This window comes from Paenibacillus sp. (assembly GCF_035645195.1).
GTDB lineage: Bacteria > Bacillota > Bacilli > Paenibacillales > YIM-B00363 > Paenibacillus_AE.
This window is the reverse complement of record NZ_DASQNA010000014.1, coordinates 38,782-56,789: the sequence shown is the minus strand read 5'-3', so window position 1 is coordinate 56,789 and position 18,008 is coordinate 38,782. Positions and strand designations below refer to the sequence as shown.

Here is an 18,008-nt window from a genome sequence, read left to right as displayed (position 1 = left end):
ACGTTCCTCGGCAATGTACTTTTATTATAGCGGAAGAACGCGGAAAAACCACCCGTTTCGGGCGGTTTTCCGTAAGGCTCGCGTTAATTCTGCGCCGACTTCGCGCGCGGGAGCCAGGCGCTTATCGTTCGCCGCGTTCGTTGGTCCGCTTCGATCGGCAAGCGTCCCCTTCGCTCGGCATCGCTCTCCGGCGCCGGACGCGCGGGGCTCGGCGGGCCGAAGACGACGCACTGCATCTCCTCCTCCGCGAATCCGGCTTCCCGCGCGCGGCGGCGGACGGCTTCGAGCTCCCGCCATTCGCATGCCGCGAGCAGGCGCGCGCCGCTCGGCCGCCCCGCGAGCAGCTTCGCCAGCGCCGTGTTGTCTTGGAACGCATGGACCGGGACGTTCAGACGGTCGGCGTACGACTTCCATGCGCGGAAGACGGGCTTGTTCATCGCTCCGACCCACGCCAGCTCCGCCGGGATGCCGAAGCGGGCCGCCGCGAGCAGCGCGGGCAGCGCCGCGGCCGTTCCGGACGCGTCGGCGACGGCGAACAGCTTGCTCCCTTCCGTCCGAATCGCAAGCGGCGCGCCCGCGAATTCGATGCCGCCCGATGACGCGGCCCGCAGGGCGGCTTTCGCCGAATCGGCGCAGCGGCCCGCGTCGACGAAAAACTTGATTCGGTTCCGATAAGCGCCTCCGAGATCGGCGAATCCGACGGGCGCTTCGATCCGCTCTCCGCGCACCGTCCATCCGCGCACGAGCCCCGCCGCCGACGGGAGCGTCCCCTCCCACAGCAGCGCATGGACGAGGTACAGCTCCGCGGACAGCCGTTCGGTCTCCAAAATTTTGCACGAATACGCAGCCATAAGACGGACGCCCCCCATTCCTTCTATCTTCCGTAACGTTCCGGTACGTTCATCATGGCAAAATCGCGCGGATTTGAACACTGTTCCATCTCATCTATCGGGAAACCGGCGAAAAAAATGCTGCAAGACGTTCAGCTTGTTTTCAGCTAACGCTCAAGACCGCTTCAGCTTCGCCGCCTATACTTCGTTTTGTAAACAAATCGTTAAGGCGGATGAAACGCGGGAGAGGTAGTGGAGACGAATGGCGATCGAAGTATACAAAGACGGCATCGCCGGCAGAGATGACGTGATTATCGCGGGCGGCACGCTCGACATCAACGCGGTCGACGACGGGCTGATCGGGCGCGATTCGATCGCCGTGAAAGACGGAATGATCGCCATCGCCGCCGGCGGCGACGGCATGAAGGCGACGAACAGCGCCGAGGAAGGCAAAGGCTATATCGCGGTCGAAGGCGGATCGTTCGCGATCGACGCAGGCGCCGACGGGGTGCAAGCGGAAACGTCGATTCGCATTGACGGCGGCGCGTTCTCGATATCTTCCGGCGGCGGCAGCGCGCACGCGGCGGCGCTGGCCGAAGCCGACAGCGCCAAAGGCTTGAAAGCGGCCGGAAGCATCGTCGTCGCGGCGGGCACATTCGAGATCGACGCCGCGGACGACGCGGTGCACAGCAACGGCGCCGTCGCGGTGACGGGCGGCGAGCTCGCGATCGCCGCGGGCGACGACGGCATCCATGCCGATGCCTCGATTGCGATATCCGGCGGGACGATCGCCGTCGCGGACAGCTACGAAGGCGTCGAGAGCGCCGTGATCGAGATCGCGGGCGGCGACGTGACGATTGCGGCGAACGACGACGGCATCAACGTCGCGGGGGGCAGCGACGGCTCCGCCGGAGGCGGGCGTCCGGACGAATTCGCCGCTTCCGCAGACTACAGGCTTACGATCTCGGGCGGCAGCCTGACCGTCGACGCGGCCGGGGACGGCCTGGACTCGAACGGGTCGATCTATATGACCGGCGGTGCCGTGCTTGTGAACGGCCCGACCGCGAGCATGAACGGCACGCTCGATTTCAACGGCACGTTCGAGCTCAGCGGCGGCCTGCTGCTCGCGGCGGGAAGCGCCGGCATGTTCCAAGCGCCGTCGGATGCATCCCCGCAGCGTTCCATCGTCATGACCTTCCCGAGAACGCAGGCGGAGGGCACCGCGATCCGCCTCGAAGACGCCGAAGGCACCGTGATCGCGACGCTGGCGCCCGCCAAGACGTTCCAAGCCGTCGTCATCGGATCGCCGGACCTGCAGGCGGGGTCCGCGTACACGCTCTTCGCCGGGGACGACGAGGTCGTATCGTTCGAGATCGCGGACACGGTGACATGGCTGAACGAATCCGGCGTCACCGAGCCCGCAAGCATGGGCCGCGGCGGCTTCGGCGGCGGCGGACGACCGGCGGGCATGGGCGGAACCCGCACCCGTCCGGAGCCTCCCGCGGCCGATGCGGCGCAATAAATAAGACAAGCCGGCGAATCCCGCCGGCTTGTTCGCGTTTTCCTGCATAGAGTGACCACGGTTACTCGTCTCTGTTCGCCGCAATCACGTCAGCGATGACGTAATTCTCGCTTGAGCTATTCATACCAACATTTCGGAATCATGTCTTTTTCCCGCTCCAGCAGCTCTTTGATAATCATATCGGCATCGCCGATGGAGTTCACGAGCGGATCGGTCAGCATCGCCCTTCTCAATTTCGCGAAGCTCCGCTCCACGACGGCTTCCGCGGTCAGCTCGTGCGTATCCAGCACGAGCTCCTGCATGCCGCGGATGCCCCGCGGCATGTCCCCGACGGGAAGCGGCTTTACCCCGTCCATGCCGACCTCGCACAGCAGCTCGAGGAACGCATCGTCGTTCATGTTGCTCACAGCGCCGTTATTGCACGTGTTGATGAAGAAGCGCCTTCCTAAATTGCCGACCATATTTTCGATAATGTCCGTCGCATGGTCGGGGCCGAACGTCGACATGTACTCGCCGATCGGGATGTTCCCGGAGAGAAAATCGTCCACCTGCCGCCACATTTCTTCATGACGCTTATACCGGTCCTCCGTCTCCCAAATTTTCAGCGGCGGGATCGCGTCCTTCGTCTTGCCGAGCCCCTGCCAATAACGGACGTACTCCTTCGTATGGGCGGTGCAGGTCGGAATATACCCGAATACGGTATACAACTCATACGTGATCGCATCGTTATGCAGAGCTTTCGCGCCTACGTCCCCGCCGTCGTTCTCCGTCCCCGCCGACTTGCGCAGCGCTTCGGCGATCGGCGCCATAACGTCTTTGCCATCGAACTCCGCCTTTAGCAGCCAAGTGAAATGATTCACCCCGGCCACGCGGAAATCGAATCTCCGGTCGATGGCCTCCGTAAACTCGCTTTTGTCCCCGATGATGCCCGCTCGGATTGCGTAGTATGCTTTCTTGTGCGGCATATGGTGGCTGTCGCACAGCGCGAACGATTTCAGCTTCGGCGCATACCGGCGCAAAGCGATCCCGTGCACGGTCGACGGGTTGATATAGTTGATTACCCATGCGTCGGGACACAGCTCCTCGATGTCCTTCGCGCATTCCATAATGACCGGCAGCTCGCGCATCGCTCTGAAGATGCCCCCTGGACCGATCGTATCCCCGGAACACATGCGGATGCCGTATTTTAACGAAACCTCGCAGTCGATGCCGCGGTATTTTACGGAATCTTCGGCGAAACTGAGCACGACGAAATCCGCGTCTCGAAGCACCTCTCTCCGGTTCGTCGAGCCTTCTACCTTCAGCGGAACCCCGTTCTCCTGCGCGACGAGCCTAGCCAGCCGCACCATTTTGGACAGTTTCTCTTCGTCCGTATCCACCAACGCTAACGTTCCGTTGTTCAAATAGGGAGAGTGCACCATCTGCCAAATCGACTGGCGCCCGAAAAACAGGCTGCCCGCTCCGATGACAACGACTTTCGGCTGCCGCATTTCCGAACCGTTCACGTTTGTGACCTCCTCGTCGGTTATAGCCCTAATTATAGGCGAACGATTCGAAAGCAGAATAAGAGATGGTTTCGGATTCATGTCAAATAGTAAGAATTTTCCCTATTATCGAACGCCGATGATATACTAATATCAGCTAGAATGTCTTCCGGTAGAGGTAACAAATGAATACGAATACGACGGACATCGGCATTTTGAATGAGCTTTCGGAAATGATTGCGCTGCGGATGAAGTCGTTCATGGATCCCGCGCACGACGGGGATTGGGTCGAGCACAAGTCGCATGCCGACTACGATTTGTGGTTTATTCAATCCGGGATCGTCAAAATCGCGATTCACGGCACCGAACATACGGCCCGGCCAGGCGACGTCGTTTTGTTTTACCCAGGCATTCCGTACATCGCATCGACCATAGGCTCCGGCTGCCGGTTCATTTACGTTCATTTCGATTTCGGCATCGGACAGCAGCAGCGGATCCTCGACGACTTCCAGCTGTCGGGCGTCGTCCCGGGGGAGCTCGTACGGGAGGAAACCGCCCTGTTCGACGCGTCGTACGTTCGATCGAAGGGCAACCGGTTATACATGAAGGCGTGCCTGACGGCCGTGCTTGCGAAAATCATCGAGCTCCATGGTCAAGGAGCCTATATCGGGACTTTCGCCCATGGCAAATCGTCCCGTAAGACCGGGGGAAGTCTCGACGTTCTGCAGCGGGTATTCCAGTACGTCGACGAGCGACTTCACACGGCGATCAAAATGAGCGAGCTTGCGGCGATCGCAGGCGTATCCGAAAAATACTTCATCTCGTATTTCAAGAAAATCGTAGGCATCACTCCCGGGCAGTACATCTATCAGATTAAAATGAACCGAGCGAGAGACTATTTATACCAAAAGAAATACACCGTTCAGCAAATCGCCAGCTTTCTTGGGTACCCCGACCCGTTCACATTCTCCAAAGCGTTCAAGAAATATTATCGCGTCCCCCCATCCAAATTTGAGTAATCAGAGGAGGCTCGCCATGTCGTCTCAATATGACGCCCATTTTTTCGCGGCACAGCAAGACGGTTCCATTCGATCCGCCAAGGAGATTATACCGATCGTGCTCCGTCTTCTCGATGTGGGGAGCGCAGCGGACGTGGGCTGCGGCACCGGCGGCTGGCTCGCCGTATGCAAAGAGCAAGGGGTGCGCGAGGTGCTCGGGATCGACGGCGAATACATCGACGAAAGCATGCGGCATATCGCGCCGGACGAATTCCGGAGCTTGGACCTCTCCCAACCGTTCGATCTCGGACGGACGTTCGACCTCGTCATCTCGCTCGAGGTCGGCGAGCATCTGCCCGAGCAAGCCGCGAGGACGTACGTGGACTCCCTGACGAAACACGGGCAGGTCGTCCTCTTCTCCGCAGCCATCCCGTACCAGGGCGGGAAGCATCACGTGAACGAACAGTGGCAGAGCTACTGGGCGGAACTGTTCGGCAGCGTCGGCTACGCGGCCGTGGACTGTATCCGCCAGCTCGTCTGGGACAACCCGAACGTGCAATGGTGGTACGCGCAAAATACGATCGTGTATGTCAAAAAGTCGGAATTGTCGCGTTATCCTCGTCTCGTAGCGGAATATCGGCGGCAGCCGTCTTTACCGCTCTCCGTTGTTCACCCGAAACTGTATTCGCTGCTGGCCAAAGACTTTTTCGGCGATGACGGATACCAAGACGGCATGATCGTAGGGAGAACATTCACGCCGCGGATGTAACTTACAACTCACCGAAAAAAAGCAGGCCGCATCACAGCAGCCTGCTTTTGTTATTTCTATTCCGCGGAAATCAATTTCACAATGGCGCTTCTTTCATAGAGATCGCCGTTGCTGTACTCGATGTAGACAAAGTACGTTTTGCTGTTATCCAGCTTTTTGATATTCGCCCCCTTGCTATTGAAGCTCGCATTTGCCGAAACGAACGAGCCTTTCTCGCCGGTTTCGGAGATATAGGCGCTATATCCCTTGCCGTTCGCGGAACGAATGTCGAACAGGACGTCCCATTGCCCGTTGCTCTGCGCGACAGAGGTGATTTTGATGGCGGGCTCAAGCTTGACATGGATGGTTTCCGCCTGCGTAACTGACATCGAGCCGGTCTTTACCTCGTAACCGTCGCTCTTCACTGTGTAAGAGTAGACGCCCTCCGGCAACAAATAAACGAATCCGGCGCCGTCCGATTCCGGAGCAACGATATTGCCGTTTTGATCGCTCACAACAACCAACGATTCGGCGGGTTCGGTGACGAACATGACTTGATGACGCCGCGAGACCGTGCCGTCTTCATTTCTGCTGAACTGGCTCAGGAAATCCCAGGCAATAGATGCATGCTCGGCGAAAATCGCATGTCCTACGTAGGAGGTATTCACAAATTTGGTATATACATTCCCATCGTTGCTTTTTACAGAGTTGATGGTAATCGTGCCTATTCCCTGTTCTGCTTTCACGGCTGCGACATGATCAAATGTGATCCCCCACGGGTTGCCGGCGCTCGCATCGTAAACGTAATTGCCGATGTCGTTCATCTGGAAAATGCGCTCCATCATCCTGTCCACATTGTTCAGAGAACCGTTCTGATGCGGGAACACGGGGAATGGATCGTCGCTTCCTGTGATGTAGATGGTTGGAATAACTACATCGATCAGTCCTCCGGGCGGGGCCGGGGCAATGTTCATCGGAGCAATGCCGGCGAAGAACTCCGGAAACTGGGTGCCGAGCTGAAACGTTTTCATGGAGCCCATAGAGAAACCGGAAGCATATACTCGGGTTCGGTCGATAAAGGGGTGTCTCTCTAAGATGGAGTTTATCAATTCCATATTTTCATCGTTCGTAATCGTTTGATGCTGATCTACGGTTACCGTTACGAATCCTGCCTCAGCGCCTAGCGCAGGCCATTCGGAGAGCATATCGAAATATTCGGCTTTTTCCCCTGCGCCATGGTACAGCATGACAAGCGGAACGCTGCCCTCTTTACTTCGATCAACGGATGGGGGGATATGCTCGAGATACGTAATGGATTTGTTGGACGCCAAAGTGTGTCTAACGGCATTAATCTCTACCCCTAGCGCCTCGTAGTCCGGGATATCGTATATTGCGCTGTTTCCTTTCCAGTCGAAATCCTGCCTTCTGACGCTCGTCAATTTCTTGTAGTGCGCCGCGATCATGCCTGGGTCGAAGCCATCCGTAATGCTGCTTGTACCGAACAGAACATGATGTTCTTTGTTAAGGGACGCATACTTCGCATTGACTTCCTCGCTGCCGTTGATGACCACTGCGGGATATTCCCGTTGCGCCGCCGTCGGCACATGCGTCGTGTTAAACAGCATCACGGACGAAGGAGGGATACTTAAAGTAAAACCGGGTCTGAGCGCATGGTTCAACTCGTCGTCGACGAGATATTGGCTGACAAAGTCGGCTCCGCTTCCCTCGGCAATAACGTAGATGCGGTATAAGTATCCGGCATATTTCCCGCCGGCCGTCTTCCCGTTCTCCCATGTATTGTCTGGTCTTTCCGCATACTTGTCGACGATGATATCTTTATAAACAGCGACATCGGCAGCGCTCCATGCGGCTCCTTTCGAATTTACAAATGTAATTACGGCGTTGTCTCTGGCCGCAAGCGCCGCTAGCCCGCTTCCCTCAGCCGCCTGTTTGGCGGTTTCTGCAGTAAAGTCTTCGTCGCCATAAACCAAGAGAATCGGATTGGTCCAGGCGACAAGTTGAATCGCGTCAGGCACATATACATAAACTTCGATTTCATCTCCGATAGGGCCCACTTTCACCGTATCGATGCGACCGGAGACTTCTGCGGCGCTCTGCACGGCCGAATCATCGGCAGCGAATGCGGGGACCGCGCTTGGAATGAATAAGGAGACCATGAGGAGCACGTGTAATACTTTTGCAAAGGCTCTGTTCTTTCGAATCATTGTCAGATCACCTCTTCATAAAAGTTTGTACGGCTCGAAATACTGTCCAGACCTCCTTCCCATATGCTGAGAAACTATCCAAATTATAAAATTTGTGCGAAAAAATCGACTAACCCAAACTCGACCTTTCGCTTGCTCACGTTCGACCTGTCCACAGGCATCGGTCCCGTCCACATCGCCTGAACGATATGGACTCGTCCCGACGTCTCGCCGCAGCCAAATACCGAAATCGCCGCCTCCGCTTCCTAGCTTACTTGCACCTCGGCGAAAAACTGTTTCGTTTCGTCTTTAACGACAGCAGCGTCCCCTACAATTTCGAATGTCCCTTCCAACCTACTATCCGTTGCGGAAGTGCCAATGATGACCGACATCTCTCCCGGCTCGACGACCCATTTCATGTCCTTATTTAAAAAGCAGAGCTGACTCATGGCGACGGTGAAAGAGACTCTCTTCTGCTCCCCTCGCTTGAGATGGATCCGTTTAAAACCTGCCAGCTCTTTCACCGGACGGACGACGGAGGCCCATCGATCGCTGATGTACACCTGTACGACCTCGTCGCCGTCCCGCGGCCCGTCGTTGGTTACGCGGCATGATATCGTAACCGACTGGTCGGTCGTCACCCGCCGCTCGGAAATCTCGAAGTCGGAATAAGTAAACTTCGTGTAGGACAGCCCGTGTCCGAAGGGATACAACGGCTGCAGCGATTCGTTGACATACCCTTGCTCCGAGACGAACATTCTCATGTGACGTCCCTCGTAACCGCTGCCGTTGCGATGCGCGTAATACACCGGGACCTGCCCGACGCTTCTCGGCACGGTCACGGGCAGCTTCCCTCCAGGATTATAGTCGCCTACCAGAACATCTACGATGGCGCGTCCCCCCGACTCTCCCGGATGCCACGCTTCGACAATGGCCGGAACGTGGGCGGCGATCCAAGGGCTGACCAGCGGACGGGCGCTCATGTGGACGACGACGATCGGCGTTCCGGCGGCATGGATCGCTTGAACAAGCTCCTCTTGCACGCCGGACAGGCCGATGTGGGAGGAATCGTTCCCTTCGCCCGTCGTGCAAGGCGGTCCGAACCCATCCTTGCCGCCAACGACGAGAATGGCCGCCTCGGCTTCGCGCGCCAGCCGAACCGCTTCCTCGAAGCCCGACCGGTCGTCTCCCATCAGTTCGCAGCCTTGGGCGTACGTAATTTCCGCCTGCGGCAACCGCTCCTTCAACTCGCCCCATACCGTCGAAGTCTTCGGATAAAGCTTAGGCAAGTAGGCGGACTCCATCTCATGCAGTTGATCCTCGTACGTTCGATCTTGAACGCCGGAAATTTCGACCCCTGCCATTCTCGCCATACCGAACGATAACTCCTTGGCTGCCGGATGCGTATACCCTCCGAATAGATTTCGCAAGGAGCGAGCATTCGGCCCGATCACGGCAATCTTCTTGTACCTGGGATTCAACGGCAGCAAATCTCCTTCGTTCTTGACCAGAACGATAGACTGCCTTGCGACAGCGAGCGACAGATTCGCATCTTCAGGTTGATGAAAGGCGGTTTCAATTCGATCCGGATCGGGATAAGGACGTTCGAATAAACCGAGCATAAATTTCATCTGTAGTACTCTTGAAACCGCTTGGTCGATCCATTCCCGATCGACATCGCCGGCTTCGACCGCCTCGAGCAGCGGAGCGCCGTATGCGAGCGTACTCGGAAGCTCCATGTCCATGCCGGCTTTCATGGCCTGTACACCCGCTTCCCTCATATCCTTGGCCGTCTTGAACGAATCGACCAGTTTATCGATGGACCTGTAGTCGGTTACGGTAAGTCCCCGGAAACCGAGCTCGCCCCGAAGCAAGTCCGTCAGAATCGCCCTGGATGAAATAATAGGCTCCCCATCTAAAGAGCTATAGGAATTCATGACCGACGCCAGATCGGCTTTCCGAATGACCGCTTCGAAAGGTCTCGCATACACCTCGCGAAGCGTTCTCGGCGGGATGTGCTCCTCGGTCATGTTCAGCGCGCCTTCGGTCATCGAGTACCCGAGGAAATGCTTGGCGGTCGCAGCGACGCCTTCACTCAAGGTGTCCCCTTGCAATCCGCGTACGAAGGCAACCCCAAGGCTCGAAATTAACGTCGGATCTTCCCCGTACGTTTCGCCGATGCGCCCCCATCTCGGATCGCGGCCTACGTCCAACACCGGCGAAAGGGCTTGCGCGATCCCGACGGCGCGAAATTGCTTGCGGATCACTTCGGCCATCGCCTCGATGGAATCCGGATTCCAGGCGGCGCCCAGCCCGATGGCCAACGGGAAATTGTCCGCGCCGGGAAGCAGCGCCCCGGATAACGCTTCCCCATGGATGATCGCCGGAATGCCTAATCGGGTTTGTTCGATTAATCGTTGTTGGATCCCGGCGATCGCTTGAGCCGCCTCTTGCACGCTGCTGCCCATGCCTCCGAAAAGAAGGGCGGAAATTTGACCGATTCCGTCGCTTAACATAAGCTGCTGTTGTTCCTCGGGCAGGCGCGAATTCCAAAACGCGCACCCGAGTTGAGCGATTTTCTCCTTTAGCGTCATTCTGGACAACAAGTCGGCTGTACGTTCCTCGACCGATAGCTCTTTATTTAGGTAAGGGTAGTTTCTCGACACCTTCCCGCACTCTCCTTTTCATCGCGCAATACAATACAAGCCGCAGCTTCTTACGGCCGCGGCTCGTTGGAAATCCGTTTATGGCAAGACGGGGATGAATTCGCCCGTCACGCGCTGATGACCCTGGTCCGTCTCATAAGCTTCCCGGCGTTCCAGCTCGAACTTCTCCATAATCGGCAAGTCGCTGGCGGAGAACAAATAAGCGTCTTCGGATGCGGCATGCTCATGCCACGCCCAGTTCGGCACGACGAAGACGTCGCCTTGCGACCAGTCGAATCGAATGCCGTTGACGACGGAATACCCTGATCCTTTGAATACTTGATAAATCGTCGAACTCGTATGCCGATGAGCCTTGGAACGAAAGCCCGCCGGAAGCATATGCATCCAAGCCGCGATATTCGGGTTGGCCGTTTTGCCTGTCGAAGGATTGATGAATTCTACGGCGTAACCGTCGAAGGCGTCCGGCTCGAAGCGGCTCATCCCTTGCAATGCGGCCAGCGTTTGCTTCCACTTGTAGGAGCCTACCGGAGCGATCTTCGGCTCGCGGTCTCCGATCGGACGGACCATTCCGCCTTCGTATCGCGATGGGCTGTAGAGATCCGGGATTTCAGGCTGCTCGATGCGATCCGGATGCCCTTCGAAGAACGTTCCCCCAATCGCGTAGATCGTCGGGATATCGAGGCAATCCAACCAGATCATCGGTCGATCTCCCGGATGGGCATGGCCGTGCCAGAGCCCCTTCGGCGTCGTCAGGAAGTCTCCTTCTTCCATGAAGTGACGCTCGCCCTGCACGATGGAATACGCGCCTTCGCCTTGCATGATGAACCGAAGCGCGCTCTGCGTGTGGCGATGCGACGGCGCGGTTTCGCCCGGAAGCAGCAGCTGCACGGCGGCGTACAACGTTTGCGTCGTAGAAGCCCAGCCGCTCGGCTGACGGTGCGCAAGTCCGGGATTCTGGAAGTAGATCGCACGACGTTCCCCGCCGCGCTCGGGCGTGAAAATCTCCCGCGCCTCCATCAGCTTCGCCGCTACCGCCTCCCATTTCCACAAGTACGCTTCGGCTTGCGGCGTCGGCTGCTTATGCATTAACAACGGAATAGCGTCCCATAGCGGACCAAGGTTGTACTTTGCGATTTCGCGGTTAAAATCTTTCACCGTCTGGCTTTGGAAAAAATCGTTGTGCTCCGCCAATCGTCCGCACCTCCTTTAGTCGTGGGTAGCTCCCTTGGCAGCTTCGATATTGCGCATGATCTGTTGGTAATGCGTAACCAGATGCTCCTTAAGCAGATGCTCGACGATGAAAGACAGCGGCTTCGTGCCGAACCGCGGGTTGCGGCTTTCCGCCTCGATCCCCAGCTCATCTTCGCTGATGGCGCCGAGGACGTCTTCCACCTGCCGTTTCGAATTCGTTATATTTCGAAGCACTTCCGACGCGTTCCGTTCATGAGCGACCGCCACGGCCGCGAGTCTTCCCTCGTGCTGCAGCCCCCTGCCCCACGATCTTTGCGGCGACTCAATCGTCTCCTGCAGTTCTGCGAGCCAATACGGAACGACCTCTTCCACATGGCACAACACTTCCATGACCGACCATTTTTCTTCTGAAGGTTTCCATAGCAGCACTTCCTGGGGCAATCGCTCGCAAGTTCGAACGATTTGATCCGTCGTTTGCTGAATGGAGAGGATCGAATCTTTCACGGACATGATTAGACTCCCTCCATCTTTCTTACTTTGTTCTCGAGCGCGCCGATTCCGTCGATCTCGATCCGCACGACATCGCCGTCTTTCAGAAATACTTGCGGATCGCGCGCCACGCCGACGCCGCCCGGCGTTCCGGTCAGAACGATGTCGCCCGGTTCGAGCGTCATCAAGCCGGAGAGGAATTCAACCAAGTACGGCACGCTGAACACAAGGTTGGCGGTATTGGAGCGTTGGCGCTCCTCGCCGTTGACGGTTAGCACGACGTCCAGCCCCGCAGGGTCCTTAAGCTCGTCGGACGTTACCAGCCACGGCCCCATCGGCGCGCTGCCTTCGACGGTTTTGCCCTGGAGCCACTGCAGCGTCCTGCGCTGAATATCCCGGTACGTGACATCGTTGACGATCGTGTACCCGGCCACATATTGCAGCGCGTCCACTTGAGCGACGTTCCGAGCGCGCCTGCCGATCACGAAGGCGAATTCCGCTTCGTAGTCCAGTTGCTCGGATATCGGGTAGAACGGAATATCGTCTTGCGGTCCGACGATCGTGTTGGCGAACTTGGCGAAGACGACCGGGAATTCCGGCAAACCGCGTCCCATTTCCAAAATGTGCTCGCGGTAGTTGTGACCGACGCAGATCATTTTCCCGGGGTTCGGAACCGGCGCTTCGATTTTCACCTCACATACTGCATGAACCGTTTTATATTTCACGGACCCGTTATACGTTCGGATAAAATCGACGGCCTGCCGAGCAAGCTTCATGCTTTGCTCCCCGCCCTGCAAAAATTCGGTCATATTCGCAGGCACGAACGCCTCCGCGATGTGGGCGGCGCGAATCGCGCCTTCCGCTTCCAGCATCGTGCGGTAAGCGTAATGGAGATCGATCACTTGTTCTTCCTGGATGATGCCGATTCGGGTATGCCCTTCGTAACGATAACTGATTAATTTCATCGTTTTCCGCTCCGATCCGTCGTTTTAGCAAACCATGTTCGATTACCCCGCAATAACCCTCGTTTCGAGCCTCTGCTTCGCCAGCCATGCCATCAGCGACACTTCCTCCCCGTCGACCGTGACAGGCTTCCCGTCGTAATCCAGGCGGCAGTCGTCGTTCAAGGCGTAGATCCAAGTGAAATGTCCATTGTACGTATACGGTTCTTCCGACTCCTCCGTAAACAGGCCATGAAGATCCTTCACGTTGTCGTACAACGTGAAATGCACGTTCTTCGCTCCCGCCTGAATGAGGCGCTCGTAGGTCGGCACCGCGGTTTCTTCCGGTTTCACGATCTCGTCATCCTTGGCATGCACGAACCAAATCGGCATATGCGCGATCGCCTGGAGTTCCGCGTCGCTGATCGTCTCATCGTACAACGCTTCGCAGACCGGATAAGCCGCGGCGAAAAAGTTCGGATAATCCAGCACCATCCGCATCGTCATGAATCCGCCGTTGGAGCAGCCGCCGATATAGATTCGGGACGTGTCGATCGCCGCGTCGTTGTTCGCAATAAATTCGTCGATCAGCGCTTTCAATGCTTTCCCATACTTGGACTTGCCGCTTCTGCCGTACGTTCCGCTGCCGTCGTCCATCCAGAAGGTCGGCGACTGCGGCGCCAATACGTAAGCTCCGCCGAACTTGGCTTGCATTTCGTCGCCGGCCAGATTCACCACCTTATTGCCTGCATAAGCGATCGCCGGATCTTGTCCGCCTTCTCCGCCTCCATGCAGCCAGATGAGGAGCGGCCGCTTGCCGTCGCCCGTCTGCGGCACGAAGTAGCCATACCGTAGCGGCAATTCCTTATAGGAGGAAATCCCGTGCAAGAACTTCTCCGTTTGCTTCATCGTGTCCCCCGCGCATCGGTCGAACACCAATCCAGTCAACGACTCCCCTCCCGCCGGAATCTCAGCGGTTTGGGTAATCCGGAAATCGTTGATGACAAACTCGTTCATTCCATACAGCCCCTTCGACGAGGCGATCCGGGAGGTGATGCCGAACGGCTGCATCTTTACTTCCAAGGTAACGAATTCCCCTTCTTCCGTTCGTTCGCCATCCTCCGTGGATGGGTACGCGTCTTTCACCACGCAATAGCCCTTGTTCGGCTTCAGCACATCCCGCTCCGACCAGCTCTTCGGAAGCATCAAGATATTTCCCTTCCGATCCTTCCGCTCCGCGTAGACGTTAAAGCATTCCGGCTTCACCGCTTCGGCCTTCACGATTGCCGGCATCGGCAGCACGAGTTTTGACACGAACGGCCCCAAATCCGTAACTTCGGTAATCGTGTAGTAATGTTTACCCATTGCCATTCCTCCCGCGACATTAGATTTCTGTTCCGGCACTCTCGCATGCAAGCGTCAGCCTTTCACTGCTCCGATCGTGATCCCCTTGACGAAATACTTCTGAAAGAACGGATACGCGAGCAAAATCGGGATGACCCCGATCACCACGATCGCCATCCGGAACGTAGCCGACGGCAAATTCATCATCGAACCGGAGGCTCGCGCGCTGAGCGACGGATCCGTCGACAAAAACTGGATATCCGTCATAATGCGGTTCAAAATATTTTGCAGGCTGAACAGCTTCGGATTCGTAATGTAAATCAAACCGTTAAACCAGTCGTTCCAATAGGCGATGGCCTGGAACAGCCCGATCGTCGCCAAGATCGGAAGCGACAGCGGCAGCACGATCTTGTAAAAAATTCGGATTTCTCCGGCGCCGTCGATTTTCGCCGATTCCAGAATGGCCGGAGGGATCGTCGTCATGAAGAACGTCCTCATCAGCAGCACATTAAAGCCGTTCATCAGCAGCCCCGGTATGAGCAGCGCCCCCAGCGTATTTTTCAGGTCGAACACCTGGGTGTAGATGTAATACGTCGGAACGAGTCCGCCGTTAAACAACATCGTGAAGAACACGTAGAAAGCAAGCGGGTTACGGTAGGGCAGATCTCTTCTCGAGATCGGGTAAGCGAGCATGGACGTGATGGCCAGACTGACCGCAGTCCCTACCACCGTAATGAGAATCGTAATCCCGTATGCTCGGAATATATCCGTCGATTCATTCCATAAATAACGGTACGCGTCCAAGCTGTACTTCTCCGGCAGAAAGGAATAACCGTTCTGCATGATCGTGTTCTCGTCCGATATGGAAGACATGAACAGCAGCAGGAATGGAAGCACACATGCCGCCGAATACAAGAGGAGAACGGAATGCCCCGCCCACTGCCATGCTCTTGTCTCGCTGTTATGATTCATCTGCGGAACCTCCTTAGAAGAGCGCATTCTCCCGGTTGATTTTGCGTACGACATAATTGGAGAACAAGACGAGGACGAAACCGACCAGCGACTGGTACATGCCTGCCGCCGAAGACATGCCGATGTCTCCCAGCTGAATCAATCCCCTATAAACGTACGTGTCGATCACGTTCGTTACGTTAAACAGCGAACCCGAATCCATTGGAACTTGGTAAAACAAACCGAAGTCCGAGTAAAAAATTCGTCCGATCGCGAGCAGCGTCATCATGATGATGACCGGCGTAATTAACGGAATCGTGATGAAGCGGATTTGCTGCCATTTGGACGCCCCGTCCAACGTCGCGGCCTCGTAATATTCCTGATCGATGCCGATGATGGCCGCCAAATAAACCACGCATAGGAATCCTGCACCTTTCCAAGTGTGAACGAAGGTTAGGATGTAAGGCCAATACGCAGCCTCGTTATACCACGAAACCCCTTCCATCCCAAAGAAAGGAAGCACCGTCTTATTCATAAAGCCGTTGTCCATGCTAAGAAATGCGTAACCGAGGTAGCTCACGATGACCATCGAGATTAGATACGGCAAGAGAACGACGCTTTGGTAAAATCGAGCCATCAGCTTGTTTTTGATTTCGTTCAGAAGAATGGCGACGCCTACCGCTACGACGAGATTTAGCAATATAAACACAGCGTTATAAAGAATCGTGTTGCGAGTAATAATGTAGGCGTCGCTGGACCGAAACAAGTATTCGAAATTTCGAAACCCGATCCAGTCGCTGGCGAAAATCCCTTTGCTGAAATTGACGTCTTTGAAGGCGATCACTAAACCGAACATGGGAAGGTAATTGTTAATGAGCAAATACAGCAATCCCGGAATCGTCAGCAAATACAGCGGCGCGAACGATTTCAGGATCAGCCAGCGCTTTCGAACCGCAGCATTCCCCACCCTGACTCCCTCCTCGCTTCTCTTTTGTAGTTACGGCCCGGTCGGCGAACCGACCGGGCCGTTCACGCTTGCTTATTGGTTTTGTGCCTTCCACTCATCCAACTGCTTCTGCTTCTCGGCGATGACTTTGTCGATGCCGGAAGTTTTCAGCTTGTTGATAAACTCCGGCAGCATTTTGTCCGGATCCACGCTTCCTGTCTCGAGCGGAAGCTTGTATTGGTTAATGACGTTCGTGACCGCGGCGAATTCCGTTTTCACCGGACTCGGGTCGAACGTAAAACCGAGTGCCGGAGATTTGATGGCGCTTGCGTTATGCTCCTCCATCTTCTTCCACAGATCCGGGTCTTCGCCTTCGAAGATGTAGGACAGCAGCTGATTGCCGAACATCCAGCCCTGATTCAGGTTGTAGACGACGGTCTCGGCGGTGACGCCTTCCGGATAAGCGATAATATTGTCGGACTTTTTCACGTAATCTTTGCCTTCGATGCCCCAATCGAGCAGGTTGATAATCTCTTTGTCGGAGTACAGGAGGTTCAGGAACTGCATCGATTTGTCCGGCTTCTCCGCGCTGTGCGGAATGCCCCAGTTAATACCGGCGACCGTCGAAGTGGTCGCGTACACTTTCGTCATCCGAATGACGGTCGCAGGTTCTCCGTACTCGATCGCTGCCTGTCTTTCGTATCCCGGCTTCAAGTTCGAGAAGCGAGCGATCCCTTTGCCTGCATTGATCAATGCGTTGCCGTTATCCTTGGTCGTCGCGGCATCCTTCATGATATATCCCGCCTGATACCATTCGCGCATCTTCTTCACGAATGCCGCGTATTCCGGCGTTTCGTAGAGGTTGGCGACCGTCAAGCCGCCGTCGAAATTCGGCAGCACGCCGATGCCGTCTCCCAGCGGGTCGAACCATCTGTAGCTGTCCAGGAAGGAGATGCCGACCGACTGCGGCACGAGAATGGCCGGCAGGTTCGGCTCGCCTGCTTTGATTGTTTGGAACATGCCGTCCAAATCGTCCAGCGTTTTAATAGAAGCCGGATCGATATTGTATTTGTCTACATAACTTTTCAGGATGGACAATCCATAATCGACCGCCATTTCTCTTAACGAAGGCACGGCGTACGTGCTGCCGCCGACCATGGTCGCTTTCAAGTACTGCGGATCGAACGCTGCCGTGAGCTCTTTGCCGTGATCGTTCAGCAAGGCGTCCAGTTCATGCAGCTGTCCCTTGGCAACCAACGAGGTTAAATCGCGCCCGAGCACGAGAATCAGGTCCACCTTTTCCCCGCTCGTCAGCATCAGATTAGATTGCTGGGCCCAGGCGCCAATGCTGATCGGCGTCAGCTTGACGGTCGCGTTGATTTTTTGTTTCGTGATCTCGCTGATCGCTTGCTCCACGTCCGGCATATTCGCGGGTACGGGGCCGAAGATCGGGAAGGCCATGTTCAGCTCATAAGTTTCTTCCGGAGCCGCCGACGGCTGCTCCGACTCGATGCCAGCGGCTGGCGAACTCGAACCGCTCGTGTCGGACGACGACGAATTGCCGGAAGTGCAGGCGGTCAGCGCGGTTAGACCAGCGATAAGTCCAAACAACCATCTCTTTTTAAACGCTTTCACGGTACTCCCCCTTGATCAGGTATGTTGTGTTTCTAGTTCGATTATAAGATTCGAAGGGA

At 56.3% G+C, this 18,008-nt stretch carries 14 protein-coding genes; 3 read left to right on the top strand and 11 right to left on the bottom strand.

Annotated elements, in window-relative coordinates; translation table 11 throughout:
- Positions 1-83: 83 nt before the first annotated feature.
- Positions 84-851, bottom strand: coding sequence for a hypothetical protein (locus VE009_RS06625; RefSeq protein ID WP_325006594.1), 768 nt, complete (start codon positions 849-851; stop codon positions 84-86).
- A 241-nt stretch (positions 852-1,092) separates the two neighbouring features.
- On the opposite strand from VE009_RS06625, the gene VE009_RS06620 reads away from it, so the two are divergent.
- Complete coding sequence (locus VE009_RS06620) at positions 1,093-2,352, top strand: carbohydrate-binding domain-containing protein (RefSeq protein ID WP_325006593.1); 1,260 nt, start codon at positions 1,093-1,095, stop codon at positions 2,350-2,352.
- A 116-nt stretch (positions 2,353-2,468) separates the two neighbouring features.
- Here VE009_RS06620 and VE009_RS06615 read toward each other — a convergent pair whose 3' ends face one another.
- A complete protein-coding gene (locus VE009_RS06615) occupies positions 2,469-3,842 on the bottom strand; it encodes a glycoside hydrolase family 4 (protein ID WP_414694790.1) in 1,374 nt (457 codons plus the stop codon).
- Between the two features lie 179 nt (positions 3,843-4,021).
- Here VE009_RS06615 and VE009_RS06610 point away from each other — a divergent pair, with 179 nt between their 5' ends.
- Entirely contained in the window at positions 4,022-4,855 is an 834-nt protein-coding gene (locus tag VE009_RS06610; protein WP_325006591.1) for an AraC family transcriptional regulator, read from the top strand.
- Between the two features lie 16 nt (positions 4,856-4,871).
- Positions 4,872-5,603: a class I SAM-dependent methyltransferase gene (locus VE009_RS06605; RefSeq protein ID WP_325006590.1), complete on the top strand. Its 732-nt coding sequence runs from the start codon at positions 4,872-4,874 to the stop codon at positions 5,601-5,603.
- A gap of 56 nt (positions 5,604-5,659) precedes the next feature.
- Here the strand turns inward: VE009_RS06605 and VE009_RS06600 are convergent, their stop codons facing one another.
- From VE009_RS06600 to VE009_RS06560, 9 genes are all read right to left on the bottom strand, one after another.
- The gene (locus VE009_RS06600; RefSeq protein WP_325006589.1) at positions 5,660-7,807 is read right to left on the bottom strand and encodes a hypothetical protein; all 2,148 of its coding nucleotides are present in this window, start codon (positions 7,805-7,807) and stop codon (positions 5,660-5,662) included.
- 245 nt (positions 7,808-8,052) lie between these two features.
- The gene (locus tag VE009_RS06595; protein WP_325006588.1) at positions 8,053-10,452 is read right to left on the bottom strand and encodes a glycoside hydrolase family 3 N-terminal domain-containing protein; all 2,400 of its coding nucleotides are present in this window, start codon (positions 10,450-10,452) and stop codon (positions 8,053-8,055) included.
- A 78-nt stretch (positions 10,453-10,530) separates the two neighbouring features.
- Positions 10,531-11,643 carry a cupin domain-containing protein gene (locus tag VE009_RS06590; RefSeq protein WP_325006587.1) on the bottom strand — a complete coding sequence of 371 codons (1,113 nt, stop codon included), beginning with the start codon at positions 11,641-11,643 and terminating at the stop codon, positions 10,531-10,533.
- A 15-nt stretch (positions 11,644-11,658) separates the two neighbouring features.
- Positions 11,659-12,153: a DinB family protein gene (locus tag VE009_RS06585; protein WP_325006586.1), complete on the bottom strand. Its 495-nt coding sequence runs from the start codon at positions 12,151-12,153 to the stop codon at positions 11,659-11,661.
- A gap of 2 nt (positions 12,154-12,155) precedes the next feature.
- The gene (locus VE009_RS06580; protein WP_325006585.1) at positions 12,156-13,097 is read right to left on the bottom strand and encodes a fumarylacetoacetate hydrolase family protein; all 942 of its coding nucleotides are present in this window, start codon (positions 13,095-13,097) and stop codon (positions 12,156-12,158) included.
- 42 nt (positions 13,098-13,139) lie between these two features.
- Positions 13,140-14,438 (bottom strand): prolyl oligopeptidase family serine peptidase, encoded by a 1,299-nt coding sequence (locus VE009_RS06575; protein WP_325006584.1) that lies wholly within the window; start codon positions 14,436-14,438, stop codon positions 13,140-13,142.
- 54 nt (positions 14,439-14,492) lie between these two features.
- A complete protein-coding gene (locus tag VE009_RS06570) occupies positions 14,493-15,389 on the bottom strand; it encodes a carbohydrate ABC transporter permease (protein ID WP_325006583.1) in 897 nt (298 codons plus the stop codon).
- 13 nt (positions 15,390-15,402) lie between these two features.
- Positions 15,403-16,335 (bottom strand): ABC transporter permease, encoded by a 933-nt coding sequence (locus VE009_RS06565; RefSeq protein ID WP_325006582.1) that lies wholly within the window; start codon positions 16,333-16,335, stop codon positions 15,403-15,405.
- Positions 16,336-16,407: 72 nt separating this feature from the next.
- Positions 16,408-17,949: an ABC transporter substrate-binding protein gene (locus VE009_RS06560; RefSeq protein ID WP_325006581.1), complete on the bottom strand. Its 1,542-nt coding sequence runs from the start codon at positions 17,947-17,949 to the stop codon at positions 16,408-16,410.
- Positions 17,950-18,008 lie beyond the last annotated feature (59 nt).

Bases quoted from the DNA above. Each gene is read 5' to 3' on its own strand.
- VE009_RS06625 (WP_325006594.1), bottom strand. From the start codon at position 851: ATGGCTGCGTATTCGTGCAAAATTTTGGAGACCGAACGGCTGTCCGCG.
- VE009_RS06620 (WP_325006593.1), top strand. From the start codon at position 1,093: ATGGCGATCGAAGTATACAAAGACGGCATCGCCGGCAGAGATGACGTG.
- VE009_RS06615 (WP_414694790.1), bottom strand. From the start codon at position 3,842: ATGCGGCAGCCGAAAGTCGTTGTCATCGGAGCGGGCAGCCTGTTTTTC.
- VE009_RS06610 (WP_325006591.1), top strand. From the start codon at position 4,022: ATGAATACGAATACGACGGACATCGGCATTTTGAATGAGCTTTCGGAA.
- VE009_RS06605 (WP_325006590.1), top strand. From the start codon at position 4,872: ATGTCGTCTCAATATGACGCCCATTTTTTCGCGGCACAGCAAGACGGT.
- VE009_RS06600 (WP_325006589.1), bottom strand. From the start codon at position 7,807: ATGATTCGAAAGAACAGAGCCTTTGCAAAAGTATTACACGTGCTCCTC.
- VE009_RS06585 (WP_325006586.1), bottom strand. From the start codon at position 12,153: ATGTCCGTGAAAGATTCGATCCTCTCCATTCAGCAAACGACGGATCAA.
- VE009_RS06580 (WP_325006585.1), bottom strand. From the start codon at position 13,097: ATGAAATTAATCAGTTATCGTTACGAAGGGCATACCCGAATCGGCATC.
- VE009_RS06575 (WP_325006584.1), bottom strand. From the start codon at position 14,438: ATGGGTAAACATTACTACACGATTACCGAAGTTACGGATTTGGGGCCG.
- VE009_RS06570 (WP_325006583.1), bottom strand. From the start codon at position 15,389: ATGAATCATAACAGCGAGACAAGAGCATGGCAGTGGGCGGGGCATTCC.